Origin of the sequence: Saccharopolyspora cebuensis, assembly GCF_039542665.1 — a bacterium.
GTDB lineage: Bacteria > Actinomycetota > Actinomycetes > Mycobacteriales > Pseudonocardiaceae > Saccharopolyspora > Saccharopolyspora cebuensis.
This window is the reverse complement of sequence record NZ_BAABII010000001.1, coordinates 74,561-100,752: the sequence shown is the minus strand read 5'-3', so window position 1 is coordinate 100,752 and position 26,192 is coordinate 74,561. Positions and strand designations below refer to the sequence as shown.

20 protein-coding genes and 1 pseudogene are annotated in these 26,192 nt (G+C 73.6%); 18 read left to right on the top strand and 3 right to left on the bottom strand.

What is annotated here, in order from left to right; all coding sequences use genetic code 11:
• Positions 1 to 200: 200 nt before the first annotated feature.
• The 3 genes from rsmH to ABD976_RS00420 are packed head-to-tail and all read left to right on the top strand — an operon-like array spanning position 201 to position 3,710.
• Positions 201 to 1,208, top strand: coding sequence for a 16S rRNA (cytosine(1402)-N(4))-methyltransferase RsmH (rsmH, locus tag ABD976_RS00430; protein ID WP_369775108.1), 1,008 nt, complete (start codon positions 201 to 203; stop codon positions 1,206 to 1,208).
• 55 nt (positions 1,209 to 1,263) lie between these two features.
• The gene (gene ftsL, locus ABD976_RS00425) at positions 1,264 to 1,875 is read left to right on the top strand and encodes a cell division protein FtsL (protein ID WP_345355206.1); all 612 of its coding nucleotides are present in this window, start codon (positions 1,264 to 1,266) and stop codon (positions 1,873 to 1,875) included.
• Positions 1,875 to 3,710: a peptidoglycan D,D-transpeptidase FtsI family protein gene (locus ABD976_RS00420; protein ID WP_345355203.1), complete on the top strand. Its 1,836-nt coding sequence runs from the start codon at positions 1,875 to 1,877 to the stop codon at positions 3,708 to 3,710. The genes ftsL and ABD976_RS00420 overlap by 1 nt, the downstream gene beginning before the upstream one ends.
• A gap of 50 nt (positions 3,711 to 3,760) precedes the next feature.
• Here the strand turns inward: ABD976_RS00420 and ABD976_RS00415 are convergent, their stop codons facing one another.
• A complete protein-coding gene (locus ABD976_RS00415; RefSeq protein WP_345355200.1) occupies positions 3,761 to 5,107 on the bottom strand; it encodes an MFS transporter in 1,347 nt (448 codons plus the stop codon).
• A 219-nt stretch (positions 5,108 to 5,326) separates the two neighbouring features.
• Between ABD976_RS00415 and ABD976_RS00410 the strand changes: the two genes are divergently transcribed.
• A complete protein-coding gene (locus tag ABD976_RS00410) occupies positions 5,327 to 7,039 on the top strand; it encodes an IlvD/Edd family dehydratase (RefSeq protein ID WP_345355197.1) in 1,713 nt (570 codons plus the stop codon).
• 141 nt (positions 7,040 to 7,180) lie between these two features.
• Here ABD976_RS00410 and ABD976_RS00405 read toward each other — a convergent pair whose 3' ends face one another.
• A complete protein-coding gene (locus tag ABD976_RS00405) occupies positions 7,181 to 7,666 on the bottom strand; it encodes a CHAP domain-containing protein (RefSeq protein ID WP_345355194.1) in 486 nt (161 codons plus the stop codon).
• A 370-nt stretch (positions 7,667 to 8,036) separates the two neighbouring features.
• On the opposite strand from ABD976_RS00405, the gene ABD976_RS00400 reads away from it, so the two are divergent.
• The 14 genes and pseudogenes from ABD976_RS00400 (at position 8,037) to ABD976_RS00335 (ending at position 25,210) form a co-directional block, all read left to right on the top strand.
• On the top strand, positions 8,037 to 9,689 hold the full coding sequence (locus tag ABD976_RS00400; RefSeq protein ID WP_345355667.1) for a UDP-N-acetylmuramoyl-L-alanyl-D-glutamate--2,6-diaminopimelate ligase: 1,653 nt from the start codon (positions 8,037 to 8,039) through the stop codon (positions 9,687 to 9,689).
• The gene (locus ABD976_RS00395; protein ID WP_345355191.1) at positions 9,686 to 11,155 is read left to right on the top strand and encodes a UDP-N-acetylmuramoyl-tripeptide--D-alanyl-D-alanine ligase; all 1,470 of its coding nucleotides are present in this window, start codon (positions 9,686 to 9,688) and stop codon (positions 11,153 to 11,155) included. The genes ABD976_RS00400 and ABD976_RS00395 overlap by 4 nt, the downstream gene beginning before the upstream one ends.
• Positions 11,152 to 12,234: a phospho-N-acetylmuramoyl-pentapeptide-transferase gene (mraY, locus tag ABD976_RS00390; protein WP_345355188.1), complete on the top strand. Its 1,083-nt coding sequence runs from the start codon at positions 11,152 to 11,154 to the stop codon at positions 12,232 to 12,234. The genes ABD976_RS00395 and mraY overlap by 4 nt, the downstream gene beginning before the upstream one ends.
• Positions 12,235 to 12,298: 64 nt before the next feature.
• Positions 12,299 to 13,699, top strand: a complete 1,401-nt coding sequence (gene murD, locus ABD976_RS00385) for a UDP-N-acetylmuramoyl-L-alanine--D-glutamate ligase (RefSeq protein WP_345355185.1) — start codon at positions 12,299 to 12,301, stop codon at positions 13,697 to 13,699.
• Positions 13,700 to 13,706: 7 nt separating this feature from the next.
• Entirely contained in the window at positions 13,707 to 15,134 is a 1,428-nt protein-coding gene (gene ftsW / locus ABD976_RS00380) for a putative lipid II flippase FtsW (RefSeq protein WP_369775369.1), read from the top strand.
• Between the two features lie 116 nt (positions 15,135 to 15,250).
• A complete protein-coding gene (gene murG / locus ABD976_RS00375; protein ID WP_369775370.1) occupies positions 15,251 to 16,321 on the top strand; it encodes an undecaprenyldiphospho-muramoylpentapeptide beta-N-acetylglucosaminyltransferase in 1,071 nt (356 codons plus the stop codon).
• A complete protein-coding gene (murC, locus tag ABD976_RS00370) occupies positions 16,318 to 17,754 on the top strand; it encodes a UDP-N-acetylmuramate--L-alanine ligase (RefSeq protein WP_345355182.1) in 1,437 nt (478 codons plus the stop codon). The genes murG and murC overlap by 4 nt, the downstream gene beginning before the upstream one ends.
• Positions 17,754 to 18,503 (top strand): cell division protein FtsQ/DivIB, encoded by a 750-nt coding sequence (locus ABD976_RS00365; RefSeq protein ID WP_345355179.1) that lies wholly within the window; start codon positions 17,754 to 17,756, stop codon positions 18,501 to 18,503. The genes murC and ABD976_RS00365 overlap by 1 nt, the downstream gene beginning before the upstream one ends.
• Before the next feature lie 48 nt (positions 18,504 to 18,551).
• A pseudogene (locus tag ABD976_RS00360) lies at positions 18,552 to 19,783 on the top strand (nitric oxide synthase oxygenase).
• A gap of 227 nt (positions 19,784 to 20,010) precedes the next feature.
• A complete protein-coding gene (locus ABD976_RS00355) occupies positions 20,011 to 21,345 on the top strand; it encodes an ABC transporter substrate-binding protein (protein ID WP_345355176.1) in 1,335 nt (444 codons plus the stop codon).
• Positions 21,342 to 22,217, top strand: a complete 876-nt coding sequence (locus tag ABD976_RS00350) for a carbohydrate ABC transporter permease (protein WP_345355173.1) — start codon at positions 21,342 to 21,344, stop codon at positions 22,215 to 22,217. Before ABD976_RS00355 ends, ABD976_RS00350 begins: the two co-directional genes overlap by 4 nt.
• Positions 22,210 to 23,082 carry a carbohydrate ABC transporter permease gene (locus ABD976_RS00345; RefSeq protein ID WP_345355170.1) on the top strand — a complete coding sequence of 291 codons (873 nt, stop codon included), beginning with the start codon at positions 22,210 to 22,212 and terminating at the stop codon, positions 23,080 to 23,082. The genes ABD976_RS00350 and ABD976_RS00345 overlap by 8 nt, the downstream gene beginning before the upstream one ends.
• A 131-nt stretch (positions 23,083 to 23,213) precedes the next feature.
• Positions 23,214 to 23,918, top strand: coding sequence for a D-Ala-D-Ala carboxypeptidase family metallohydrolase (locus ABD976_RS00340; protein ID WP_345355167.1), 705 nt, complete (start codon positions 23,214 to 23,216; stop codon positions 23,916 to 23,918).
• Between the two features lie 323 nt (positions 23,919 to 24,241).
• Positions 24,242 to 25,210, top strand: a complete 969-nt coding sequence (locus ABD976_RS00335) for a helix-turn-helix transcriptional regulator (RefSeq protein WP_345355164.1) — start codon at positions 24,242 to 24,244, stop codon at positions 25,208 to 25,210.
• On the opposite strand, the gene ABD976_RS00330 is transcribed toward ABD976_RS00335, so the two are convergent.
• Positions 25,201 to 26,121 carry an SDR family oxidoreductase gene (locus tag ABD976_RS00330; RefSeq protein ID WP_345355161.1) on the bottom strand — a complete coding sequence of 307 codons (921 nt, stop codon included), beginning with the start codon at positions 26,119 to 26,121 and terminating at the stop codon, positions 25,201 to 25,203. The two genes, ABD976_RS00335 and ABD976_RS00330, sit on opposite strands and share 10 nt — an antisense overlap.
• Positions 26,122 to 26,192: the final 71 nt, after the last annotated feature.

Below are 26,192 nucleotides of genomic sequence, written 5' to 3'. Positions count from 1 at the left end.
GGACGCGGGCCCGAATCCCGGGCCCGCTTCGGTGTTCGGGGAGCGGAGGAGCGGTCTCGGAACGGCTCGCGGCGGGGACCGCGCTGCCCGTTCCGGGCGCCGTCCCCCGCCCCCGCGGGGTGACGGCTGCGGACCCGCGGCGGTGCCGGTCGGGCGCCGCACCGCGAAGCGGCTCCGCCGCTCGTTGAAAGGACTTCCGAATGAACAGCGGCACGCGGGAGGGAGGGACCGCCGTGGCCGATGAGCACGGCTCCGCGCGCGACCGGCACGTGCCGGTCCTGCTGGAGCGCACGCTCGAACTGCTGGCGCCGGCGCTGTCCGGGCGGCCCGCGGTGGTGGTGGACGCGACGCTCGGCATGGGCGGGCACGCGGAGGCGCTGCTGTCGGCGCATCCGGAGCTGACCGTGGTCGGCCTCGACCGGGACCCGGACGCGCTGCGGCTGGCCGGGCAGCGGCTCGCCCCGTTCGGCGACCGGGCCCGCCTGGTGCACGCCGTCTACGACGAGTGGGCCGAGGCGCTGGCCGGGCTCGGGCTGTCCCAGGTGGACGGTGCGCTGTTCGACCTCGGCGTGTCCTCGTTGCAGCTCGACGAGCCGGAGCGCGGTTTCGCCTACGCGCACGACGCGCCGCTGGACATGCGGATGGACCCGGGGGCGCCGCGCACCGCGGCGGAGGTGCTCAACACCTACTCGGCCGCCGAGCTGGCGCGGGTGCTGCGGGTCTACGGCGAGGAGCGGTTCGCGGGCAAGATCGCCGCCGCGGTGGTGCGGGCCCGGGAGAAGGAGCCGTTCGAGCGCAGCGGTCGGCTGGTGGACCTGCTCTACGGCGCGGTGCCGGCGGCCAGCAGGCGCACCGGCGGGCACCCGGCCAAGCGCACCTTCCAGGCGCTGCGCATCGAGGTCAACGCCGAGCTCGACGTGCTGGCGCGGGCGCTGCCCGCGGCGCTGGACTCGCTGGCGGTCGGCGGCCGGATGGTCGTGCTGTCCTACCACTCGCTGGAGGACCGGATGGTCAAGCGGGTGCTCGCCGAGCGCTCCAAGTCCCGGACCCCAGTGGACCTGCCGGTGGAGCTGCCCGGGCACGGCCCGGAGCTGAAGCTGCTCACCCGCGGCGCGGAACTGGCGGGGGAGCAGGAGATCGAGGCCAACCCGAGGGCCGCGTCGGTGCGATGCCGGGCGGCGGAACGGATTTCCCAGGAGCCGGTGTGAGCGCCGGGCCCCCGGCGCGGCGGGGCTGCGGACACCGCACGGCAGAGGAGGCGGGATGACGGCACCACCCCGTACCAAGGCGGCCCGCGCGACCAAGGCCGCCGAGCAGGAGCGCGGAACGACCAAGCGGACCCGGACCGCCGCGGCGGAACGGGCCTACGCGCGCCGCGAGGAGCGCCGCGAGCGCTCCCAGCGCGAGACCACCGAGCGCCGCCCGCGCAGGCAGCGCCAGAACCTCGACGAACGGCGGGTCGCGGCGGGCGCGCGGCGCCCCGCGAAGGCCCGGGCCAAGCTCCCGGAGAAGGGCGCGCTGCTGCGGCTGCCGCTGGTGGTGGTCGTCATGTCGGTGTGCCTGCTCGGCCTGGCCACGACCCTCTGGCTGTCCATCTCGGCGGTCGGCGGCAGCTACCAGATCCAGCGCGGCGAGGAGCGCATCCGGCTGCTCAACGTGCGCAAGGAGGAGCTGATGCGCGACGTCAGCTCGATGAACTCGACGCCCGCCCTGCAACGCCGCGCCGAGGAGCTCGGCATGGTGCCCGCCCCCGGGTTCGGCCACCTGGTGCCCCGCCCGGACGGGTCGGTCGAGGTCATCGGTGAGCCGTCCGAGGCGCCGACCCCGGCGTCGCCGCCTCCGCCGCCGGGCGCGCCCGATCCGGAGGTTCCTTGATGGTCCGACGCGGCACGAAGCGAACCGCGCGCACCGACGTCGCGGGCAGCGGGCGGCGGCTGCGGGTGGCCAACGCGCTGATGGTGCTGGTTCTGGTGCTCACCGCGGGCAAGCTGATCCAGCTCCAGGCGTTCGAGGCCGGTGAGCTCTCGGCGATGGCCGAGCAGCAGCGCGAGACGCGGGGCGACATCGTCGCCGAGCGCGGGTCCATCGTGGACCGGGCGGGCAACGTGCTGGCCTTCAGCAACGAGGCGCGGAAACTCTACGCCAACCCGCGCGACCTCACCCGGACCTTCGACGAGGCGCACCGGGAGGACCCGACCAAGCCCACCGCCGCCGAGTACAAGCAGGAGATCGCGACCTACATCGACCACGTGCTCGATGGCCAGATCAGCGAGCAGGAAGTGCTCGACGCGCTGAACTCGGACGTCCAGTTCACCTACTTCGGCGAGCAGGTCGACGCGAGCAAGGCGGCGCTGATCACCGAGAAGTTCCCGCACATCGGCGCCGAGTACCGCGCCACCCGGGAGTACCCGGCGGGCAAGGTCGGGGCGAACATCATCGGTGCCGCGAACTGGCGGATGGACGAGAACCGGGTGCGCGGCATGATCGGGCTGGAGTCCGCCATGGACGACGTGCTGGCGGGCGAGAACGGGGTCAAGGTCTCCGACACGGCGGCCGGTCAGTCGAACCTGGTCATCCCGGGCACCGAGCAGGTGCTCGACCCGGCGGTGCCCGGCTCGGACGTGGCGCTGACCATCGACTCCGACCTGCAGTACGTGGTGCAGCAGCGGCTCGCCGACTACGCCAGGAAGACGGGGGCGGCCAACGCCAGCGCGGTGGTGCTCGACGCCAAGACCGGCGAGGTGTACTCGCTGGCCAACGACAAGACCTTCGACCCGGGCGGGAGCTGGGACGCCAACCTCGGCAACCCGGCCGTCACGCACGCCTACGAGCCCGGCTCGGTCGGCAAGGTGATCACCGCGGCGGGGGCCATCGAGGACGGCCTGGTCGCGCCGGACACGGTGCTCCAGGTGCCCGGCTCGATCGAGGTGGCGGACCGGACGATCGGGGACGCCTGGCCGCACGGCACCATCCCGCTGACCTTCACCGGCGTGCTCGGCAAGTCCTCCAACGTGGGCACCCTGATGGTCGCCCAGAAGCTCGGCGAGCAGCGGTTCTACGACCTGGCGCGCAAGTTCGGCCTGGGCCGGTCCACCGGGATCGGGCTGCCGGGGGAGAGCTCCGGGTACCTGCCGCCGCCGGAGGAGTGGTCCGGTTCGACGTTCGCGAACCTGCCGATCGGGCAGGGGCTGTCGATGACGGTGCTCCAGATGGCCGGGATGTACCAGACCATCGCCAACGACGGGGTGCGGATACCGCCCCGGGTGATCTCGGCGGAGGTCCGGCCGGACGGCACCCGGGTGGAGGCCCCGGAGCCGGAAGGCGTGCGGGTGGTGAGCGAGCGGACGGCCGACACGGTGAAGGACATGCTCCGCGGGGTGGTGCAGGACGCGCCGCAGCAGACCGGCACCGGTCCGGAGGCGGCGCTGCCGGGCTACCAGATCTCCGGCAAGACCGGCACCGCCCAGCAGATCGACCCGGAGTGCGGCTGCTACAGCAACGAGAAGCACTGGATCACCTTCGCCGGGATGGTCCCGGCCGACGATCCGCGCTTCGTGGTGGGCCTGATGCTCGACGCGCCCACCGCGCAGGTCCCGGAGGCGTCGACGGCCGCCCCGCTGTTCCACGACATCGCCGACTACCTGACCCGGCGCTACCACATCCCGCTGTCCCCGGAACCCGCTCCGGTCCAGACCCTCCAACTCCACTGAGCCCACCGCGACCGGGCGGCGCGGCACCCGCCGCCCGGTCGCCGGGCCGGTCAGGGGCGTTCGGCGGCTTCCGGTTCGCCGGGGTGTTCGTCGACCGGGTCGCGGAACCGGGAGATCAGCAGGAAGAGCGCGCCCGCGCCGAGACCGCACAGCGCCAGCAGGTAGAGCCCGGCGGTGTCGGAGTTCAGCACGTCCTCGGCCCAGGTCTTGGCGATCGGGGCGACGAACCCGCCGAGGTTGCCCAGCGAGTTGATCAGTCCGATGCCCGCGGCGGCGGCGCTGCCGGTGAGGTAGGCGGCGGGGAAGGTCCAGAACACCGGCTGCACCGAGATGTAGCCGGCCGCCGCCACCGACAGCCCCGCGATGGCCAGCACCGGGTTGCCGAAGAACGCCGAGGCCGCGATGCCGACCGAGCCGCCGACCACGCAGGCCGCCGCGACGAAGCGCTTGCGCTGCTGGCCCACCCGGTCGGCGCCGATCGAGACGGTGATGTTGACCAGCAGCGCGACCGTCCACGGGATCGCCGTCACCAGCCCGACCAGCAGCCCGACGTCGGCGCCGACCGCGGAGGCGACCTGGGTCGGCAGGTAGAACGTCATCCCGTAGACGCTGCACTGGATCAGGAAGTAGACCAGGCAGAAGTACAGCACCCGCGCGTCGACCAGCGCCTTCCACACCCGGTGCGGACCGCCGCGCTCCGCCTTGGCCGCGGCTTCGGCGTCCACCGCCGATTGCAGCGCGTCGCGCTGGGCGGGGCTGAGCCAGCGGGCGTGCGCGGGCTTGTTGTCCAGGTAGTAGAACGCCCAGACGCCGACGACGCAGGCGATCAGCCCTTCCACCGCGAACATCCACTGCCAGCCGAACAGCCCGGCGAGCCCGTCGAGCTCCAGCAGCATCCCGGACAGCGGGCCGCCGAGCACCGAGGCCAGCGGGATGCCCAGGTAGAACAGCGCGTTGCAGCGGGCCCGGTAGGCGTGCGGCACCCAGTGCGTGATGAACAGGATGACGCCGGGGAAGAAGCCCGCCTCGGCCACGCCCAGCAGGAAGCGCAGCGCGTAGAAGGTGATTTCGTTGGTCACCAGCGACATCGCCGCGGAGATCAGTCCCCAGGTGACCATGATCCGGCACATCCACCAGCGCGCGCCGACCCGCTGCATGATCAGGTTGCTGGGCACCTCGAACAGCGCGTAGCCGATGAAGAACAGCCCGGCCCCGAAGGCGTAGGCGGCCTCGGAGATCCCGGCGTGGAGCTGGAACTCCTCCTTGGCGAACCCGATGTTGACCCGGTCCAGGAACGCGATGATGTACATGAAGAACAGGAACGGCATCAGCCGCACCATCACGCGCCGGATCGCGCTGGTCAGCGCCTCGTCCTGGGCGTGGTCCGCCGCTTGCACACTGCCTCCCGATGAGGTGTGTCCGAAATACCGAACTTGGTTCGAGTGAGATGCGGCTCACGACTGTAGGTCGGGGGTGGGGGAGCGTCAACGCTGTCGCCCGGCCGATGTTCGATACTGCAACCATTGTTCGAAATCGCGGATATCTCTTGCGCCCGGTGCCGGAGAGCTGGTTACGTTCGCCCCGGTCGAGCCCCACGGCGGCGAGGGAGAGGGCTGATGGCGCGGCGCAGCGCGGAGTGGTTCGGAGCGTTCGGGCGAGCCGGGATGACGGCCCGCTCCTGGGTGAAGAACCAGGGTTACAGCGACGAGGTGTTCGACGGGCGGCCGGTGATCGGCATCGGGACCACCTGGTCGGAGCTGGCGCCCTGCAACGCCCACCAGCAGCGGCTCGCCGAGTCGGTCAAGCGCGGGGTGTGGCAGGCGGGCGGGTTCCCGCTGGAGTTCCCGAACATGGCGCTGGGCGAGACGCTGCTGCGCCCGACGGCGATGCTCTACCGCAACCTGCTGGCCATGCAGGCCGAGGAGACCATCCGGGCCAACCCGCTCGACGGTCTGGTGCTGCTGTCCGGCTGCGACAAGACCACGCCCGGGCTGCTGATGGCCGCTTCGAGCGTGGACCTGCCGACGGTGATGCTCACCGGCGGCCCGATGCTCAACGGCAAGTACCGGGGCACCGAGGTCGGCTCCGGCACCGCGGTCTGGAAGGCCGAGGAGGACCTCGTCGCGGGCCGGATCACCCAGGAGGAGTGCTACTTCATCGAGAGCTGCATGTCCCGCTCCAACGGGCACTGCATGACGATGGGCACCGCCTCGACGATGGCCTGCATCGTCGAGGGGCTCGGGATGCAGCTCCCCTACGCCGCCTCCTGGCCCGCGGTGGACGCCCGGCGCTACGCCACCGCCCAGCGCACCGGGCAGCGGGCCGTCGAGCTGGTCGACGCCGACGTCAAGCCCTCCGACCTGCTGACCCGCGAGGCGTTCCGCAACGCCATCCGGGTCAACGCCGCGATCGGCGGCTCCACCAACGCGGTGGTGCACCTGATCGCCATCGCCAAGCGGGTCGGGGTGGACCTGAGCATCGACGACTTCGACGCCGACACCCGCGAGGTCCCGACCCTGGTGAACCTGGCGCCCAGCGGGAAGTACCTGATGGAGGACTTCTGCTACGCGGGCGGGCTGCCCGCGGTGATGAAGGAGCTGGGCGGGCTGATCGACGGCGCGGTGAACACCGTCAGCGGCGCGACGGTCGCCGAGAACATCGCCGACGCCGAGGTGCACGACCGGGACGTGATCACCCCGTTCGACGAGCCGTTCCAGGCCGTCGGCACCGGCACCGCCGTGCTGCGCGGCTCCCTGGCCCCCGGCGGCGCGGTGGTCAAGCAGTCGGCCGCCTCGCCCCGGCTGCTGCGCCACCGCGGTCCGGCGCGGGTCTTCGAGGACGTCGACGACTACTACGCGGTGTGCAAGGACCCCGATCTCGACATCGACGAGAACACCGTGCTGATCATCCGCAACGCCGGTCCGAAGGGCTACCCGGGGATGCCCGAGGTGGCCAACGTGCCGGTGCCCAAGAAGCTGCTCGACCGGGACATCGACGACATGGTCCGGATCTCCGACGGCCGGATGAGCGGCACCGCCTACGGCACCGTGATCCTGCACGTCACCCCGGAGGCCGCGGCGGGCGGACCGCTGGCGCTGGTCCGGGACGGCGACCTGATCAGCATCGACGCCGCCGAGCGGCGGCTGGACCTGGAGGTCGACGAGGACGAGCTGGCCCGCAGGCGGGCGGCCTGGCAGGCCCCGGAGAACCCGTACCCGCGCGGCTGGCCGCGGCTCTACGTCGACCACGTGCTCCAGGCCTCCGACGGCGCCGACCTGGACTTCCTGGTCGGCGGCTCGGGCTCCTACGTCCCCCGGGACGGCCACTGACCGGAGCGGATTCCGAGGTGAGGGGCACCCTTGTCCAAGTAACTTGGGCAAGGGTGCCCCTCACTCACGTATCGAACGGGTGATGGGCCGCCGTGGGCCGGTGCCGGTGCGGGGCCCGGCCGCGCCTCCGGGCCCCGCGGCTCACGGCCTCGCGGGGACCGCCGGGTCGCTCCACCCGAGGTAGCCCGCGAAGTGGTCGAGACCGGCCGCGTGCCCGATCGCCCCGCCGATCGAGGTCGAGTGGAAGCCGCCCGCGCCGTCGGCGACGCCCACGTGGCCCCACTCCCCGGAGTTCCAGAACACGAAGGCGCCCGGCGGCGGGTTCCGGTGGCCCGGGTGCGCGGCGCCGGTGTCCAGCGCCGCCTGCCAGTGCGCGTTCGCCGACGGCCAGACCCCGCTGGTGCCGTAGGCGCGCTCCACCGCCGTTTCGCAGTAGCCCTCGTAGGACGCATCGCCCGCGTGCTGCCGGAACCACGCCACGGCACCGTGCGCGGTGCCGTCCGCCACCCGGTGCGCCGCGAGGTCCGGCGGCGCCGCCGGAACGGCCTGCGCCGCGGTGGGCGAGAGCGCCAGCGCCGCGCCGAGCGCACCCGCGGCGAGCACCCGACCGCTTCGACGAAGATCCACGAAACCTCCTCGGGGAGCGAAAATCCTTAACCGGGGAACCTATTCGACGCGTCGCGGGTCGCGCCATCGCTCGTTGCGCCGCAACCGGGCGGGCATCCGGGTGGTTCCCCGGTTCCGGACCGTCGCCGGGTCCGGTGCGGACCGGGCGCGATGCGGTGCCGTTCACGCGGACGGGTGGGAGGGCGGCGCGGTCGCCCACACGCGCGGCGCGCGCTGCGGCGGCGGCCGATCCGTGCTGTGGTCGGCCGGAGGCCGACCGCGCCGGCGAGCACGGCGGATCACCACCGGGAGCGCCGGGCGACCGGGTCTCGGCACCCCCGCTCTACGCCGAACGGAGCAAGCGATGGCCGAAGCCAGCGGGCAGCCGACCATGAGGAATGCTCCTCATGAGCGACCGGTAGCCTCACGCGACGTGCCTTCCGCGGTAGCGACAGCCCCGCCCCGCCCGCTCGGGGTGGAGCCGGTGGAGATCGACCAGCTCGCCGACACGATCGGCGCGCAACTCGTCCGCGTCCCAGGTCATGGCGCTGCCGCGCGGGTGACCGGGGCGACCCTGCGCGCCCAGCACGTGCGCCCCGGCGACCTGTTCGCCGCGCTGCCGGGAACCCGCGTGCACGGCGCCGACTTCGCCGCCCAGGCGCTCGACGCCGGCGCGGTGGCGGTGCTCACCGATCAGGCGGGCGTGCACCGGGCCGGGTTGAGCGAGCATCCCGCGGTGCTCGGCGGTGACGTGGCGCTGCTGGTGCACGACGACCCGCGCGGCGTCCTCGGCGGCGCGGCGGCCCGGATCTACGGCAACCCCTCGCAGCGGCTCAACGTCCTCGGGATCACCGGCACCTCGGGCAAGACCACCACGACCTACCTGCTGGAGGCCGGGCTGCGGGCCGCCGGGTTCACCACCGGGCTGGTCGGCACCGTGGAGACCCGCATCGCCGGGGAGCGGCTGGACAGCGCCTTCACCACGCCGGAGGCCCCGGACCTGCAGGCGCTGCTCGCCGTGATGGTCGAGCAGGGCGTCACCTACGTGCCGATGGAGGTCTCCAGCCACGCGCTGGCCCTGCACCGGGTCGCGGGCACCCGCTTCGCCGTCGGCGGCTTCACCAACCTGTCCCAGGACCACCTGGACTTCCACCGCGACCTGGAGGACTACTTCCAGGCCAAGGCGCTGCTGTTCGACGGCCGTTCCCGGCGCGAGGTGGTCTGCACCGACACCGAGTGGGGCCACCGCCTGGTCACCGACGACACGATCACGGTCGCGACCGCGGGCGAGGGCTCCTGGACCGCCACCGGGGTGCGGGCGCACCCGACCGGCGAGCAGACGTTCACCGCGCACGGTCCGGACGGCCTCGCGCTGCCGATCCGGCTGCGGCTGCCCGGCTGGTTCAACATCGCCAACGCGCTGCTGGCGATCGGCATGCTGCACGCCGCCGGGGTGCCGACCTGGGCCATCGAGCGCGGGCTCGCCGAGGTCGACGTGCCCGGCCGGATGGAGCGCGTGGCCCTCGGGCAGGACTTCACCGCCGTGGTCGACTACTCGCACAAACCCGGCGCGGTCTCGGCGGTGCTCGACGCCGCGCGCGCCCAGGCCGAGGGCGACGTCCTGGTGGTGCTGGGCTGCGGCGGCGACCGCGACGTCGCCAAGCGACCGCTGATGGGCGAGGCCGCCGCCCGGCGCGCGGAGCTGCTCGTCGTCACCGACGACAACCCGCGCAGCGAGGACCCGGCCGAGATCCGGCGGGCCATGATCGGGGGTGCCCGTGACGTGCCCGAGGGCGAACGTGGTGAAGTGATCGAGATCGGGGACCGGCGCGAGGCCATCGCGGAGGCGGTGCGGCGCGCCGGACCCGGCGACATCGTCGTCGTCGCGGGCAAGGGCCACGAGACGGGACAGGAAGTGGCGGGCGTGGTGCACCCCTTCTCCGACCGGGAGGAGCTGGCCGCCGCGCTGCGCAGGCGACTCGACGAGGGGTCGCAACGGCAAACCGAAGGGCGTCGGGGGCAGGGCGACGAGGAGGCAAGGTGATCCGGCTCAGCCTCGCCGACATCGCGGAAGCGGTGGGCGGCAGGCTTCATCGTGCGGACGGTTCGGAACTGGTGACCGGCAGCGTGGAGTTCGACTCCCGCGAGGTCGGCACCGGCGGGCTGTTCGTGGCAGTACCGGGTGAACGCGTCGACGGGCACGACTTCGCGGCGCGGGCGGTGGCCGGCGGCGCGGTCGGCGTGCTCGCCGCGCGCGAGGTCGACGCCCCGGCGGTGATCGTGCCGCCGGTGGCGGGTGCGGACGGGTCCGGCGCGATGGCGCTGGCCGGGGACGCGGACGGTTCGGGCGCGGCGGTGCTCGCGGCGCTGGGCGCGCTGGCCCGGGCGGTGGTCGACCGGCTGCCCGACCTGACCGTGGTCGGGGTGACCGGCTCGTCCGGCAAGACCTCGACCAAGGACCTGATCGCGCAGCTCCTGGAACCGCTGGGGCCCGTGGTGGCCCCGCCGGGCTCGTTCAACAACGAGCTCGGGCACCCCTGGACCGCGCTGCGCACCGACGAGCGGACCCGGCACCTGGTGCTGGAGAAGTCCGCGCGCGGCATGGGGCACATCGCGCACCTCTGCGAGATCGCCCCGCCGCGCATCGGCGCCGTGCTCAACGTCGGGCACGCGCACGTCGGCGAGTTCGGCTCCCAGGAGGACATCGCGCGGGCCAAGGGTGAACTGGTGGAGGCGCTGCCCGCCGACGGCGTCGCGGTGCTCAACGCCGACGACCCGCTGGTGGCGGCGATGGCCGAGCGCACCGCCGCCCGGGTGGTGCTGGTCGGGGAGAGCCCGAACGCGCAGGTCCGGGCCGTCGACGTCGAGGTCGACGAGCTGGCCCGGCCCACGTTCACGCTGGTGACCGAGCAGGGCTCGGCCCGGGTGGCGCTGCCGCTGTTCGGCGAGCACCAGGTGGCCAACGCGCTGACCGCCGCCGCCATCGCCCTGGAGCTCGGGGCCACCGTGGAGCAGGTCGCCGAGCGGCTCGGCGGGGTGCGGCGGGTCTCGGCCCGGCGGATGGAGGTCGGCGAGACCGCCGACGGCGTCACCGTCGTCAACGACGCCTACAACGCCAACCCGGAGTCGGTGCGCGCGGCGCTCAAGACGCTGGCCGCGATGACCCGGGGCCGGCCCGGTCGCGGCTGGGCGGTGCTGGGCGCGATGGCCGAGCTCGGGGAGTCCGAGGCCGAGGCCCACGACGAGATCGGACGGCTCGTCGTGCGGCTCAACATCGACAAGCTGGTCGTCGTCGGCGAGCAGGCCGGGGTGATGCACCAGGCCGCGTCGCTGGAAGGATCCTGGGGAGAGGAGTCGGTTCTGGTGCCGGACGTCGATGCGGCCGTCGCGCTGCTGCGCGCCGAGCTGCGTTCCGGTGACGTGGTGCTGACCAAGGCGTCGAACTCGGTCGGGCTGTGGCGGGTCGCCGACGCCCTGCTGGACGGCGACCGGAACGGAGGGGTGGCGTGAGGCCCATCCTGGTCGCCGCCGCGGTGGCGCTGGTCGTCTCGATCCTGTTCACCCCGTACCTGATCCGCGTCTTCTCCAAGCAGGGCTTCGGCCAGGAGATCCGCGAGGAGGTCCAGGGCCAGCACGCGGCCAAGCGCGGCACCCCGACGATGGGCGGCGTGGCGATCCTGGTCGCCATGTGGGCGGGCTACCTGGTCACCCACCTGACGGTGGCCGGGGAGCTGCCGAGCGTGTCCGGCCTGCTGGTGCTGGGGCTGACCACGGCGCTGGGCATCGTCGGGTTCATCGACGACTTCATCAAGATCCGCAAGCAGCGCAACCTCGGGCTGAACAAGACCGCGAAGCTGGTCGGCCAGCTCGTCGCCGCGGTGCTGTTCGCGATCCTGGCGCTGCAGTTCGCCAACCAGCACGACATCACGCCCGCGTCGGTGCACCTGTCGTTCGTCCGGGACATCGCGGTGGTGTCCTTCGGCGCGGTCGGGTTCGTCATCTTCGCCTACGTCGCGATCAGCGGCTGGTCGAACGCGGTCAACTTCACCGACGGCATGGACGGCCTCGCGGGCGGCACCGCCGCGATGGTGCTGGCCACCTACGTGGTCATCTCGTTCTGGCAGCTCCGCAACTCCTGCACCGCGGCGGTGGGGCCGATGCCCGGCTGCTACACCGTCCGCGACCCGCAGGACATCGCGGTCGTCGCGGCGGCGGCGATGGGCGCCTGCGTCGGGTTCCTGTGGTGGAACGCCGCCCCGGCGAAGATCTTCATGGGCGACACCGGGTCGCTGGCCATCGGCGGTCTGCTGGCCGGGCTGTCGATGGTCACCCGCACCGAGCTGCTGATGATCATCGTCGGCGGGCTGTTCGTCGTCGAGGCGCTGTCGGTGGTGCTGCAGATCGCGGTGTTCCGCACGACCCGGCGACGGCTGTTCCGGATGGCCCCGTTCCACCACCACTTCGAGCTCGCCGGGTGGGCGGAGACCACCGTGATCATCCGGTTCTGGGTGCTGGCCGCGATCACCTGCATGTTCGGCCTCGGCCTGTTCTACGCGGACTGGCTGTCCGAGGTCGGTGAGTACATCTAGCGGTGGCGGGCGCCCGGTCCCGGGCGCCCGCCCCGGACCACGACGCGGCGGGGAGGCTTCTGCGGTGGGGTTCGAAGGACGTGACGTGCTGGTGGCCGGTGCCGGGGTGTCCGGCCGGTCGGCGGCCGAGGCGCTGCTGGCGGCGGGTGCCGAGGTGACCGTCACCGACTCCTCCGCCGACCGCCTCGCCGCGCTGGCGTCGTTGCAGGTCCAGGGCGCCCGGCTGGTCCCCGGCCTGACCGCGCCGCCCGCGGGCGCCGACCTGGTCGTCACCAGCCCCGGCTGGCGGCCCGACGCCCCGCTGCTCGCCGCCGCGGTGGCGGCCGGGGTCGAGGTGATCGGCGAGGTGGAGCTGGCCTGGCGGCTGGACCGGGATAAGGCGGAGCCCGCCACCTGGCTGGCGGTGACCGGCACCAACGGCAAGACCACCACGGTCGGGATGCTGGAGTCGGTGCTGCGCCAGGCCGGGGTCGACGTCGTCGCCTGCGGCAACGTCGGGCTCCCGGTGGTGGACGCGGTGCGGGCCGGGCACCGGGTGCTCGCGGTGGAGCTGTCCAGCTTCCAGCTCCACTGGTCGGACTCGGTCGCCCCGCTGGCCTCCGTCGTGCTCAACCTGGCCGAGGACCACCTGGACTGGCACGGGTCGCTGACCGCCTACGGCGCCGCGAAGGCCCGGGTGTACCGGGGCAACGCGGTCGCGGTGGCCAACGCCGACGACGACTGGTCGACCCGGCTGGCCGAGGACGCGGCCGGTGCGGCGCGCCGGGTCTCCTACACCCTCGCCGAGCCGGGCCCCGGTCAGCTCGGCCCGTCCGGCACGCACCTGGTGGACCGGGCGTTCGACCCGGCCGGGGCGGTGCCGCTGGCCGAGCTCGCCGACGTCCACCCGGCCGGACCGCACAACGTCGCCAACGCGCTGGCCGCCGCCGCGCTGGCCCGCGCCTACGGCGTGCCGCCGGAGGCGGTGGCCGCCGGGCTGCGCGCCTTCGAGCCCGGCGCGCACCGCTCGGTCCCGGTCGGCGAGGGCGGCGGGGTGACCTACGTGGACGATTCCAAGGCGACCAACCCGCACGCCGCCGCCGCCGCGCTGCGCGCGCACCCGCGCGTGGTCTGGATCGCGGGCGGCTTGCTCAAGGGCGCCGAGGTGGACGAGCTGGTCGCCGCCCACGCCGACCGGCTGGACGCGGTGGTGCTGATCGGTCAGGACCGCGACCGGTTCGCCGCCGCGGTGGCCCGACACGCCCCGGATGTGCCGGTGCGGGAGGTCCTTTCGGGGGACGATGCGGGCATGTTGCACGCCGTTCGGCTGGCGAGCGGGTTCGCGCGACCCGGCTCGGTGGTCCTGCTCGCGCCCGCCGCCGCCTCGATGGACATGTTCACCGACTACGCCCACCGCGGCCGGGCGTTCGCCGACGCGGCGCGGACCGTGCTGGCCGAAGCGGCGGCGACGGTCCACGGCGGGTGACGCGATCGTGCCCACCGCCACCGCACCCGCCCGCGCGCCGCGCCCGCGGGACAAGCGGCCCGGACCGCGCCGCGCCGCCCGGACGGTGCTGTCCCCGCTGACCGCGTGGCTGACCCGCCCGCTCGCCTCGTTCCACCTGCTGCTGGCGGTGTTCGGGCTGCTCACCGTCTTCGGGCTGGTGATGGTGCTGTCGGCGTCCAGCGTGGACTCGTTCACCTCCGCCGGGTCGTCCTACAGCGTGTTCGGCAAGCAGGTGCTGTACTGCCTGGCCGGGCTGGTCTTCTTCTACGCCGCGCTGCGCGTGCCGGTGAAGCTGCTGCGGCGGATCAGCCTGCCCGTGATGGTGGCCTGCCTGGTGCTGCTGGTGCTGGTGCTGACCCCGCTGGGCACCGAGATCAACGGCGCGCAGAGCTGGTTCTACGTCGGGGTGTCGTTCCAGCCGGTCGAGTTCGCCAAGATCGCGCTCGCGGTGTGGGGCGCGCACGTGCTGGTCACCAAGCGGGCGCTGCTGACCCAGTACCGGCACCTGCTGGTCCCGGTGGTGCCCGCGGCGCTGCTGATGTTCGCGCTGGTGGTGCTGCAACCCGACCTCGGCTCCACGGTCACCCTCTTCATCGTGCTGGCCGCGCTGCTGTGGTTCGCCGGGGCGCCGCTGCGGATGTTCGGCGTGATGCTGCTCGGCGGGATCACCGCCGTGGTGGTGCTGGCGATGGTCGCCGAGTACCGGCTGGCGCGGCTGACCAGCTTCCTGGACCCGACCGGCGATCCCAGCGGCAGCGGGTACCAGGCGATGCAGGCCCGGTTCGCGCTGGCCGACGGCGGGCTGTTCGGCCGCGGGCTCGGGCAGGGCTGGTCGAAGTGGCAGTACCTGCCCAACGTGCACAACGACTTCATCTTCGCGGTGATCGGCGAGGAGCTCGGCTTCGTCGGCTGCCTGATGGTGCTGGTGCTGTACGGCACCACCGCCTACGCCGGGATGCGGATCGCCACCCGCAACACCGACCCGTTCATCCGGCTGCTGTCGGCGACGCTGACCACCTGGCTGGTGGGGCAGGCCGTGATCAACATCGGCTACGTGGTGGGCCTGCTGCCGACCACCGGGCTGCCGCTGCCGCTGATCTCCTCCGGCGGGTCGTCGGTGGTCACCACGATGCTGGTGTTCGGGCTGCTGGCCAACTTCGCCCGGCACGAGCCGGAGGCGATCGCCGCGCTACGGTCTTTGGGACCGGGCCGGGTCGGCAGGCTGCTGCGGCTGCCCACCCCGGCGCCGTACCGGCCGCCGGGCAGGCGGCGGCCGAGGCAATCCACCCCGCCGAGCCGCCCCGGGGCCAAGAGCTCCGGCACCGCGGGCGCCCGCCGGGGTTCGACGACGCGAGCGCGCGGAACGCGCAACGGCCCGGGATCCCGGGCGCAGACACGAGGAGGACACCGTTGAGCGGGGACGAGACGGTCCGGATCGACCGGGGCGCCGGAGGGCCGATCCCGGCTTCGCAGGCCCCGCAGTGGCCGGCCCACGATCCGCAGGACGCCGTGCCGGGCCGGACGCTGTCGGTGGTGGTCGCCGGCGGCGGCACCGCCGGGCACGTGGAACCGGCGCTGGCGCTGGCCGACGCGGTGCGGCGGCTGCGGCCGGACGCGCGGGTGACCGCGCTGGGCACCGAGCGCGGCCTGGAGAACCGGCTGGTGCCCGCGCGCGGCTACCCGCTGGAGCTGGTCCCGCCGGTGCCGATGCCGCGCAAGCCCAGCCCGGAACTGCTGAAGCTGCCGCTGAAGGTCCGCGAGTCGGTCAAGCGGACCCGCGACGTGCTGGACCGGGTCGGCGCCGACGTGGTGGTCGGCTTCGGCGGCTACGTGTCGCTGCCCGCCTACCTCGCCGCGCGCGGCCGGGTGCCGATCGTGGTGCACGAGGCGAACGCGCGCGCCGGGCTGGCCAACAAGGTCGGCGCGAAGTTCGCCGAGCGGGTGCTGGCGGCGACCCCGGACAGCGGGCTGCCGGACGCCCGGGTGATCGGCATCCCGCTGCGGGAGTCGATCACCCGGCTGGACCGGCACGCGCTGCGCGCCCAGGCGCGGGCGCACTTCGGGCTGCACCCGCACGCCCCGACGATCCTGGTGACTGGCGGTTCCCAGGGCGCGCGCACCCTCAACACCGCGTTCTCCGGTGCGGCGCAGGCGCTGGGCAGCGCCGGGGTCGGCGTGCTGCACGCGCACGGGCCGAAGAACACCGTGGCGTTGCAGCAGGTCCCGGGTTCGCCGGTGTACAACGCGGTGCCGTACCTGGAGCGGATGGACCTGGCCTACGCCGCGGCGGACCTGATCGTGTGCCGGTCCGGGGCGATGACCGTCGCCGAGGTCTCGGCGGTCGGCCTGCCCGCGGTGTTCGTCCCGCTGCCGCACGGCAACGGCGAGCAGGCGCTCAACGCGCAGCCGGTGGTCGCCGCGGGCGGCGCCCGGCTGGTCCCGGACGAGGAGATGACCGTGCAGCGGGTGATCGACGAGGTGCTGCCGCTGGCCCGCGACGCCCAGCGGTTGCAGGAGATGAGCCGCGCGACGCAGGGCAGCGGCCACCGGGAGGCCGACGAGGTGCTGGCGCGGACCGTGCTGGAGGTGGTCGGGCGATGACGCCGCGGACCGAGGACGTGCTGGCCCGGGCGCACCTGGTCGGCATCGGCGGCGCCGGGATGAGCGGCATCGCCCGCATCCTGCTGGCCCGCGGCCACGAGGTGTCCGGTTCGGACGCGCGGGATTCGCGCACCGTGCTGGGGCTGCGCGCGCAGGGCGCCCGGATCGGGCTCGGCCACGAGGCCGCGAACCTCGACCTGTTCGACACCGACCCGACGGCGGTGGTGGTCTCCACGGCGATCCGCCCGGACAACCCGGAGCTGGTCGAGGCGGGGCGGCGCGGGATCACCGTGCTGCGCCGGGCCGAGGCGCTGGCCGCGCTGATGGCCGGGGACCGGGTGGCCTGCGTGGCGGGCACCCACGGCAAGACCTCCACCACCTCGATGCTCACCGTGGCGCTCCAGCACTGCCGGAAGGACCCGTCGTTCGCCATCGGCGGCGATCTCAACGAATCCGGCGCCAACGCGCACCACGGCGACGGCGGCATCTTCGTGGCCGAGGCGGACGAGAGCGACGGCTCGTTCCTGTGCTACGAGCCCTCGGTCGCGGTGGTGACCAACGTCGAGCCCGACCACCTGGACCACCACGGCAGCGCCGAGGCCTACATCGCGGTCTTCGACGAGTTCCTGGAGCGGATCACCGCGGACGGCGTGCTCATCGCCAACGCCGACGACCCGGGCGCGGCGCGGCTGGCCGACCGCGCCGCGGCGGCGGGGCGGCGGGTGCGGCGCTACGGCCGCTCGGTCACCGGCGAGGGCGACGCGCGGCTGGTCGGCTACCGGCCGCAGCGCGGCGCCGGGGTCGGCACCGTCGAGCTGGTCGGCGCCGAGGCGGACGCGGACCGGATCGACGTGCAGGTCTCGGTGCCCGGCGAGCACATGGCGGGCAACGCGGTGGCCGCGCTGCTGGCCGGGCTGGAGCTGGGCGCCCCGCTGGCGGACCTGCTCGACGGCCTGGCCGCCTTCGGCGGGGTGCGCCGCCGCTTCGAGTTCAAGGGCAGCGCCCGCGGCGTCACCGTCTACGACGACTACGCGCACCACCCGACCGAGGTGGACGCGCAGTTGCGCGCCGCCCGCCCGGTGGTCGGCGACGGACGGCTGGTGGTGGTGTTCCAGCCGCACCTGTACTCCCGCACGGCCGCGTTCGCCCCCGAGTTCGCGACCGCGCTCGGCCTGGCCGACGAGGTCGTGGTGCTCGACGTCTACGGCGCCCGCGAGGAGCCGCAGCCGGGCGTGACCGGTGAGCTGATCGCCGACGCGGTGCCGCTGCCGCCGGAGAAGGTGCACTACGAACCCTCGTTCACCGCGGCGGCGCCCCGGGTGGCGGCGCTGGCGCGCCCCGGCGACCTGGTGCTGACGATGGGCGCCGGGGACGTCACGATGCTGGGCGAGGAGATCATCTCCGAGGTCGAGCGCGTCGTCGCGGAGGCCTGATGGCGGGCACGGCGACGCGGCGCGGTGGCGGGGCCCGACCGGGTGCCCGCCGCACCGGACGGCGCCCGGTGCGCGGCGGTCGTCCCGCGGCGCGGCGGCGCTGGCCGGTGCTGCTGGCGCTGGCGGTGATCACCGTCCTCGTCGTGCTGCTCTACTCCACCCCGCTGCTCGGCGTGCGCTCGATCCGGGTGGTCGGCGAGACGGACCTGACCCGGCAGCAGGTCGTGGACGCCGCGGGCGTGCCGCCGGGCACCCCGATGCTCCAGGTCGACACCGAGCAGGTGCGGGCCCGGCTGGAGCGGCGGCCCACCGTCGCCTCGGCCGAGGTGTCGCTGTCCTGGCCGAGCACCGTCGAGGTCGCCGTCACCGACCGGGTCGCGGTGGCCTACGTGGTGGCGCGCGAGGCGATCCGGCTCGTCGGTCCGGGCGGGATGCCGTTCGAGGCGGTGCCGGCGGCCCCGCCGGGCCTGCCCGAGCTGCGGGTCGCGCGGGTCGCCCAGGACGATCCGACCACCACCGCCGCGCTCAGCGTGCTGCTGGCCCTGCCCCCGCAGGTGCGCGCCGAGGTCACCGCCGTGGTCGCCGAGCGCCCGGGTGACGTGCACCTGCGGCTCACCGGGGACCGCGAGGTGCACTGGGGGGCGGCCGAGGCCAACGAGCACAAGGCGGCGATCCTGCCGCCGCTGCTGACCCGCGAGGGCCGGGTCTACGACGTCACCGCCCCCACGCTGCCCACCGTCGCCTCCTGATCGTCGCCCGGATGCCAAGATCATCCTGGTCGGGCTAGGGTGTGATCCGTGTTCAGGGTCAGCGGGGACGCTCCCGAATCCGTCTTCTCGGGACACGCCGGTGCCTCGCAACCGACCAGGCGGCTGCGCGCGGTCCGGCCGCCCGCGCGGTCCGCGCCGCCGCCCGCGGACGTCGACGAGGCCGAGGAGTTCCTGCGCCTGTTCCACGCCGAGAACCCGGGTTCCGGTTCGTTGCGGGCGCGGCTGGACCGGATGCGCTACGAGGTCGGGACCACCGGCACGTACTGGCACACCCCGGAGGAGCTGGCCTTCGGCGCCCGGGTGGCGTGGCGCAACAGCGCCCGCTGCGTCGGCCGGTTGTACTGGCGCAGCCTGAAGGTGCGGGACCTGCGCGACGTGCGCAGCGTCGCCGGGGTCGCCGCGCACTGCGTGCAGCACCTGCGGATGGCGGGCAACGGCGGCAAGGTCCGGCCGGTGATCAGCGTGTTCCCGCCGGAGACCCCGCAGCGCCCGGCGCCGCGGATCTGGAACGAGCAGCTCATCCGCTACGCCGGGTACGAAGCGCCGGACGGCTCGGTCCGCGGCGATCCCCGGTACCGCCGGTTCACCTCCGCGGTGCTGGGCTTCGGTTGGCGGCCCCCGGACCGGCGCACCCCGTTCGACGTGCTGCCGCTGGTGGTGGAGACCGCCGAGGAGGGGCCGCACATGTTCGCGCTGCCCCCGAGCGCGGTGCTCACCGTGCCGATGACGCACCCGAGCTGCCCTGGTTCCGCGAACTCGGCCTGCGCTGGCACGCGGTCCCGGTGATCAGCCACATGCGGCTCAGCATCGGCGGCGTCTCCTACCCGGCGGCGCCGTTCAACGGCTGGTACATGGGTACCGAGATCGGTGCCCGCAACTTCGCCGACGTCGACCGCTACGACCTGGTCCCGCTGGTCGCCGAGCGGCTCGGGCTGGACACCTCGCGCGACGACACGCTGTGGCGGGACCGCGCGCTGGTGGAGCTCAACCGCGCGGTGCTGCACTCCTACCAGCAGGCGGGTGTGACGATCACCGATCACCACACCGAGACCCGCCGGTTCCTCACCCACCTCTCCCGGGAGGAGTCGGCCGGTCGCCGCTGCCCGGTGGACTGGTCCTGGATCGTGCCGCCGATGTCCGGGGCGCTGACCCCGGTGTTCCACCGGCTCTACGACGACGAGCCGCAACTCCCCGACTTCCTGCTCGACGAGGACGCCAGGACCCGCGCCCAGGAAGGCGGCCCACCGCACTTCCGCTGAACCCGCCCCCGGTGGCGAACCCGGACACCCAGGACGTCCGGAGCAGCCCGATCCGGCACGTCCACCCGTTCGTGAGCTGAGTGAGGGGCACCCTTGCCCAAGTTACTGGGACAAGGGTGCCCCTCACCTCGTTCTCGAACGGGTGGGGCGACCTTCGGGGGTCGTGCCCGCAATGGAGCATTGACGATCGACTCGTGGTCAGCAATCGTTTTCCGCGGGGTGATCCGATGGTGGGTCCTGGTGGTGCCGGCTTCGGCAGGCGCGCGCTGCTGCGCGGTGCGGGCGCGGGTGCGGCGCTGGCGCTGACCGGGTGCGCGCCCCGGCGCGATCCCGGCGAGATCACCTTCTGGAACTTCTACGGCCCCGGCGGGCCGCAGGAGTCGCAGAGCGACTGGTTCGTCCGGCTGGCCGAGGAGTGGAACGCCACGCACGAGGTGCAGGTCCGGCTGCGCTACGTGCCGAGCAAGGACTACAAGTCCGGGCCCGCCCTGCAGACCGCGTTCAGCGCGGGCACCGGACCGGACGTCTTCCTGCTCAGCCCCGGCGACTTCCTGCGCTACTACAACGGCGGCGCGCTGGCGGACCTCACCCCGCACCTGGATCCGTCGGTGCGGGCGGACTTCCTCCCGCAGGTGCTGGAGACCCGCCTGGTCGACGACCGGGTGTACGGGCTGCCGATGGAGATCGAGCCGCTGGCGCTGTTCTACGACGAGGACGCCCTCGAAGGCGCCGGGCTCGCCGAAGGCGACCTGCCGCGCACCTGGGACGACCTGCTCGGCGTCGCCGACGCGCTCACCTCCCCGGACCGCTTCGGCCTGATGCTGGAGACCAATCCCGGCTACTACCAGAACTTCACCTGGTACCAGTTCCTGTGGATGGCGGGCGGCGAGGTCTTCAGCGACGACCAGCGCCGCTCCGCCTTCGCCGGGCCGGCCGCGCACGCCGCGCTGCGGTACTGGCAGCAGGCCGTCGAAGCCGGGGTCGCGCCCCGGCGGGTGCGGGGCAGCGGCGGCAACGACTCGATCTCCAACCTCGCCTCGGGGTTCTGCGCGATGCAGCAGCTCGGCATCTGGGGCATCGCGGAGATCGCCGAGCAGGCGCCGGAGCTGCGCTACGGGGTGATCCCGATGCCCGCGCCCGCCGACGGCGAGTACACCACGGTGCTGGGGAGCTGGGCGATGGTCGCCAACGCCCAAGGCGTCAACCCGCGCGCCGCGGCGGAATTCGTGGTGTGGGCGCTGGGTTCGGCCGACCCGGCCTGCGTCGAGCGGATGCGGCGGTGGAACACCGAGGCCAAGTCCGGCCTGCCGCCGCGCCGGTCGGTGCAGCGCGTCGCCGAGCGGCGCGGGGCGTTCGACAGCGGGCCGATGCGGGCGTTCGCCTCGGAGGTGATGACCCGGTCGCGGGCCGAGCCCCGGTTCCCGCCCGAGGTCTACCGGGCGATCTCCGACGCGTTGCAGTCCTGCCAGCTCGACGGGGGTGATCCGGTGTCGGCCGCGGCGGGCGCGGCCGACCAGATCGACACCTTCCTGAGCACCTACGACGGGGCGCGGATCCAATGAGGGCGCGGCGCTCGGACACCCGCGCGGCGTGGCTGTTCCTGGCCCCGGACGGGGTGGGGCTGGCGCTGTTCGTCGCAATCCCGACCGTCCTGGCGCTGCTGGTCGGGTTCTTCCACCTGGACTCCTTCGGCAACCTGTCCTGGGCCGGGCTGGACAACTTCCGGCTGATGGCCGGGGACGGCCTGCTGTGGCGCAGCTTCGGCATCACCCTGCTGTACGCGGCGATGTTCGTGCCGCTGTGCTTCGCGGTGTCGCTCGGGCTGGCGCTGCTGGTGCGCGACCACTTCCCGGGCGTCGGGGCGGTGCGGGCGGCCCTGTTCCTGCCGCACTCGGTGAGCCTGGTGGTGATCGGCCTGGTCTGGCAGTTCCTGCTCACCGACAAGACCGGCGCGGTGAACCGGCTGTTCGGGCTGTCGGAGGTGTCCTGGCTCGGCGACCCGGACCTGGCGCTGTTCACGCTGGTGCTGATCAGCGTCTGGTTCCTGATGGGCTACCAGATGCTCATCTTCCTGGGCGGGCTCCAGGACATCCCGCGCGAGTTCTACGACGCCGCGACGGTGGACGGCGGCGGGCCGTGGCAGCGGTTCCGGCACGTCACCTGGCCGATGCTGCGCCCCACCAGCTTCTTCGTGCTGGTGACCTCGACGATCAACGGGGTCGCCGGGCTCCAGGTGTTCGACCTGGTCTTCGTGGTCACCTCCGGGGGTCCGGCCAACGCCACCTCGACGGTCGTGTACTACGCCTACCAGCAGGCGTTCCTGTTCGGCCGGTTCGGCTACGCCGCGGCGATCTGCGCCCTGCTGGTCGCCGCGCTGGCCGCGTTCACCGCCGCGCTGTTCGCGCTGACCCGGGGAGGCCGGTTCGATGGCTAGGGGACCGCGCGCCGACGCCGGGAGCGCAGCGGGTACCGCGACGAGGAGGTCGCCGAGGCCGGGAACGGTCGCCAGGACCGCGCGGGTGCTGGTGGCCTACCTGGTCGCGCTGCTGACCGTGGCGCCGCTGCTGTGGTTGCTGCTCAGCGCGTTCCGACCCGAGGGCGAGCTGTTCGAACTCGGCCTGCCCGACGAGCTGACCCTGGCCAACTTCGCCTACGTGCTCACCGAGGTCCCGTTCCTGCGCTACCTGGCCAACAGCGCGATCGTGTCGGTGACCGTCACCGCGATCGCGCTGCTGCTGCACTCGATGGCCGCCTACGCGCTGGCCCGGATCGCCTTCCGGGGCCGGGGGATCGCCTTCGCCGCGGTGGTGGCGACGCTGCTCATCTCGCTGCCGGTGATCCTGGTCCCGCTGTTCCTGGTGGTGCGGGCGCTGGGCATGGTGGACAGCTACGCCGGGCTGATCGTGCCCGGCGTGTTCAACGCCTTCGGCATCTTCCTGCTGCGCCAGTTCTACCTCGGCGTGCCGCGCGAGCTGGAGGAGGCCGCGCACCTCGACGGGTGCGGGCACTGGCGGATCTACTGGCACGTCGTGCTCCCGCTGAGCCGGCCGATGCTGGCGGCGCTGGCGGTGCTGTTCTTCCTGGCCAACTGGAACTCGTTCCTGTGGCCGCTGACCGTGGCGCAGGACGAGTCGCTGCGCGTGGTGCAGGTCGGGATCGCCTCGTTGCAGGGCCAGTACGCCTCGAAGCAGCACTACGTGCTCGCCGCCGCGGTGCTGGCCGCGCTGCCCACGGTGCTGGTGTTCCTGTTCGGCCAGCGGCGGTTGGTGGAGTCGCTCAAGACCAGCGGGATGCGGTGAGCAGTTCCCGCCAGCTCCGGGACCGCGCTCGGCGGTTGCGGCAGCATCTGGCGGAAAGCCCGTTCTCGCGCTCGATGTCCGGGTGGGCGGCCGCGAGCAGCACGGCGGGCGTTCGAGGAGAGGAGGACGGAATGCGCGCGCAGCTCAAGCTCGTCGTCGCCGTGCTGGCGTCGATGCTGGTGCTCGGCGGGGTCGCGACCGCGGCCGAGGACCGGACCCTCGGGCTCGGCGACCGGGGCGCCGACGTCACCGAGGTGCAGATCCGCATCGCGGGGTGGGCCGCCGACGGTCCGCAGCGGACCTTCGTCGCGGTGGACGGGATCTTCGGCCCGGCCACCGAGGCCGCGCTGAAGCGCTTCCAGCGGGCCTACGGGCTCACCGCCAGCGGCCAGGTGGACGCGCCGACCCAGCAGGCGCTCGACGCGCTGGCCGACCCCGACGGGTCCACCGCGCACTTCGACTTCGCCGAGTTCCACTCCAAGGACGGGGCGGGCTTCGGCGGCGGCAAGGTGGGCAGCTCCACCGTGCAGGAGAACGTGCGGCGGCTGATGTACAAGCTGGAGGCCGTGCGCAAGAAGGCCGGGGACGCCCCGATCACCATCAACTCCGGTTTCCGCAGCATCGCGCACAACAGCAACGTCGGCGGCGCGTCGAACAGCCAGCACATGTACGGCATCGCGGCCGACATCGTGATCAGCGGCACCAGCGTCGGCCAGGCCATCGGCCACGCCCAGACCTCGGGATTCTCCGGCATCATCCGCTACGACACCTTCACCCACGTCGACAGCCGCGTCGAGTACGGCTACGGAGCAGGCTCCTGGTACTGGGCCACCTGAGCGTCCATTGCCGGTCCTCGCCCGGGGTGGCGGTGCGGGCAGCGGAACCTCAGCGGCCTTCTCGCTGCGGGATCGCCGACATCATGAACCACCTGTTCACCACGTCGGCGCTGTCCTCGCGAGAAGGCCGCTGAGAACCCGCGGCGGTGTCGGTTGCCAAGGTGGTCGCAAGCGGCTCCGCCGCTTGGGAGACCAACGACCACCGCGCACGACCAGGTGATCTTTTTCCGAGTGAGGGGCACCGTCATCCGGCATGGTCGGATGACGGTGCCCCGCACCCATTCCCCTGCGGGTGACATCGGGTGCCGGACTAGGCTGGGGCGGTGCGCGCTTCCCGGTTGATCGCGTTGCTGTGCCTGCTCCAGGTGCGGGGGTCGATGACGGGGCCGGAGCTCGCCCGCGAGCTGGAGGTCTCGGAGCGGACCGTGGCCCGGGACGTGCTCGCGCTGGCCGAGGCCGGGGTGCCGGTGTACGCCGAACGCGGCCGGACCGGCGGGTACCGGTTGCTCGGCGGCTACCGGTCCAAGCTCACCGGGCTGCACCAGGGCGAGGCGGAAGCGCTGTTCCTGGCCGGGTTGCCCGGCCCGGCGGGGGAGATGGGGCTCGGTGACGAGGTCGCCGCCGCCCGGCTCAAGGCCCGCGCCGCGCTCGCCCCGCCGTTCCGCGACGCCCCGGACCGCGTCGGCCAGCGCTTCCACCTGGACGCCCCGCGCTGGTTCCGGGACGCCGAGGCCCCCGCCGCGCTGGCCGGGCTGAGCCGCGCGGTGTGGCGGGACAAGGTGGTGACCGCCACCTACCGGCGCTCCGGTGCCGAGGAGGTGCGGCGGGTGCTGGAACCGCACGGCCTCGTGCTCAAGGCCGGCGTCTGGTACCTCGCGGCCCGTTCCGGCGACCGGTTCCTGGTGTACCGGGTGGACCGCTTCGGCGACGTGGAGGTCGGCGCGGACGGGTTCGCCCGCGACCCGGACTTCGACCTGGCCGCGTTCTGGGCGGCGCGGTCCGAGGAGTTCGCGCGTTCCCTGCTGCGCGAGGAGATCACCGTCCGGATCAGCCCGCTCGGCCTGCGCCGGCTGCCCGGGGTGATCGAGGCCGCGGCGGTGCGCGCGGCGGCGGGCGGAGCGGGGGAGCCGGACGCGGACGGCTGGGTGCGGACGGTGCTGCCGGTGGAATCCCACGACGTGGCCCACGCCCAGCTCCTCGGCCTCGGCGCGGAGGTCGAGGTGCTGGCGCCCCCCGAACTCCGCGCCCGGCTGGCGGACAGCGCCGCCCGCCTCGCCGCGCTCTACCGGTAGTCCGCCGGGTCGCCTTCGCCGCCGCCCCACGACACCTCGGTGAGGTAGCGCCACGAGTCCGGCCGGGAGCCGTCGACGTCGGTGAAGCCGTACTCGCGGGCGAGCTGCCCGGTCGACAGCGACCGGGTGTTCCACCGCGCCACGTCGGGGTCGGCGGCCAGCGCGACCACCGCGCGCCCGACGTAGGCGGGCGTCTCCGAGGTGCCGAAGCCCGGCTCCTGCGGGATCGCGTCGCGCCAGGTGTCCTCGGTGACGCCGAAGTGGTCCAGCATCATCTCCGAGCGCAGCCAGCCCGGGGTCAGCGACACCGCCGTTCCGCCGCGCGGCGCCAGCTCCTCGCCCTGCGCCCGCGCCATCCGGTGCGCGGCGACCTTGGCGATGTCGAAGAACGTGCCGCACTCGCCGCGGTACCAGCGCTCGTTGATCTCCGCGGTGCCGTCGGTCAGCTCCACGACCAGCGCGCCCGGCTCGCGGACCATCAGGCCCAGCGCGAAGTGGCTGGTGACCAGGTGCGCCTCGATGCCGGTGCGCAGCCGGGCGATGCCCATGTCCAGGGGGTGCTCCCACAGCAGCGGCGTGTGCCACTCGATCAGGTGCTCCCCGCCGAGGTCGTTGACCAGCACGCCGAGCCGCCCCTGCTCGGCCTCGATCCGCCGCACCAGGTCGCGCACCTGCTCCGGGTCGGTGTGGTCGACCGGCACCGCGATGCCGGTGCCGCCCGCCGCCGTGACCAGCTCGGCGGTCTCCTCGATGGTCTCCGGCCGGTCGTAGTCGGACCGCCGCTGCCGGGTGCTGCGCCCGGTGCCGTACACGGTCGCCCCGGCCGCGCCGAGTTCCACGGCGATCCCGCGTCCGGCCCCGCGCGTGGCGCCCGCCACCAGTGCCACGACGCCGTCCAGTGCTGCGCTCATCCTTCGTCTTCTCCCTGGTCGTTCGGTCGGAATGCCGACGATCGCAGCGATACCGGACAACCGCGGTCGGG

Bases quoted from the DNA above. Each gene is read 5' to 3' on its own strand.
- rsmH (WP_369775108.1), top strand. From the start codon at position 201: ATGAACAGCGGCACGCGGGAGGGAGGGACCGCCGTGGCCGATGAGCAC.
- ftsL (WP_345355206.1), top strand. From the start codon at position 1,264: ATGACGGCACCACCCCGTACCAAGGCGGCCCGCGCGACCAAGGCCGCC.
- ABD976_RS00420 (WP_345355203.1), top strand. From the start codon at position 1,875: ATGGTCCGACGCGGCACGAAGCGAACCGCGCGCACCGACGTCGCGGGC.
- ABD976_RS00410 (WP_345355197.1), top strand. From the start codon at position 5,327: ATGGCGCGGCGCAGCGCGGAGTGGTTCGGAGCGTTCGGGCGAGCCGGG.
- ABD976_RS00400 (WP_345355667.1), top strand. From the start codon at position 8,037: ATGAGGAATGCTCCTCATGAGCGACCGGTAGCCTCACGCGACGTGCCT.
- murC (WP_345355182.1), top strand. From the start codon at position 16,318: ATGACGCCGCGGACCGAGGACGTGCTGGCCCGGGCGCACCTGGTCGGC.
- ABD976_RS00365 (WP_345355179.1), top strand. From the start codon at position 17,754: ATGGCGGGCACGGCGACGCGGCGCGGTGGCGGGGCCCGACCGGGTGCC.
- ABD976_RS00355 (WP_345355176.1), top strand. From the start codon at position 20,011: ATGGTGGGTCCTGGTGGTGCCGGCTTCGGCAGGCGCGCGCTGCTGCGC.
- ABD976_RS00350 (WP_345355173.1), top strand. From the start codon at position 21,342: ATGAGGGCGCGGCGCTCGGACACCCGCGCGGCGTGGCTGTTCCTGGCC.
- ABD976_RS00345 (WP_345355170.1), top strand. From the start codon at position 22,210: ATGGCTAGGGGACCGCGCGCCGACGCCGGGAGCGCAGCGGGTACCGCG.
- ABD976_RS00340 (WP_345355167.1), top strand. From the start codon at position 23,214: ATGCGCGCGCAGCTCAAGCTCGTCGTCGCCGTGCTGGCGTCGATGCTG.
- ABD976_RS00330 (WP_345355161.1), bottom strand. From the start codon at position 26,121: ATGAGCGCAGCACTGGACGGCGTCGTGGCACTGGTGGCGGGCGCCACG.